This window comes from Streptomyces sp. 8P21H-1 (genome assembly GCF_013302945.1).
The window spans coordinates 235-1,050 of sequence record NZ_JABTYA010000016.1 but is presented as its reverse complement, the minus strand read 5'-3'; the positions used below and the strand labels follow the sequence as shown (position 1 = coordinate 1,050).

The following is an 816-nucleotide window of genomic DNA, read 5'->3' as shown; positions in this document are numbered from 1 at the left end:
GACGTCGACGCCGTCGAGGCGCACGGCACCGGCACCACCCTCGGCGACCCCATCGAGGCCCAGGCCCTCCTCGCCACCTACGGCAGGGACCGGGACCCCGAGCGGCCGCTGCTGCTCGGCTCCATCAAGTCGAACATCGGCCACACCCAGGCCGCCGCCGGTGTCGCGGGCGTCATCAAGATGGTGCTCGCCATGCGCCACGGTGCCCTGCCCAAGTCCCTGCACATCGACCAGCCGTCGACGCACGTCGACTGGGAGGCCGGAGCGGTCCGCCTGCTCACCGAGGAGACCGCCTGGCCCGAGACCACGCGTCCGTGGCGGGCCGGTGTCTCGTCCTTCGGACTGTCCGGTACCAACGCGCACGTCATCCTGGAGCAGCCCGAGCCGCAGCCCCTGGAAGAGCCGGTGACCGAGCCGGAGGTCACCCCCGGCGTCGTGCCGTGGCCCGTCTCCGCCCGCACCGAGGAAGCGCTGCCGGGACAGCTGGAGCGCATCACCGCGCTCGACGCCCGACCGCTGGACCTGGGTTACTCCCTCGTCACCGGCCGCTCCGTCTTCGAGCACCGCGCGGTGCTGCTGGCCGGCCCGGAGGGCGGGCCCGTGGAGGTGGCCCGCGGCCGGGCGGCGGAACGCTCGCCGGCGCTGCTGTTCTCCGGTCAGGGGTCGCAGCGTGCGGGGATGGGACGCGAACTGTACGCGCGCTTCCCGGTGTTCGCCGAGGCGCTGGACGAGGTACTGGCGTACCTGGACGAGGGCCTGGAGCGTCCGCTGCGTGAGGTGCTGTTCGCGGAGGAGGGCAGCGAGGACGCCGCTCTC

1 protein-coding gene is annotated in these 816 nt (G+C 73.5%); it reads left to right on the top strand.

Going from position 1 to position 816, the window contains the following annotated elements:
* On the top strand, positions 1-816 hold an 816-nt coding region (locus tag HO151_RS07090), incomplete at both ends, for a ketoacyl-synthetase C-terminal extension domain-containing protein (RefSeq protein WP_302479519.1).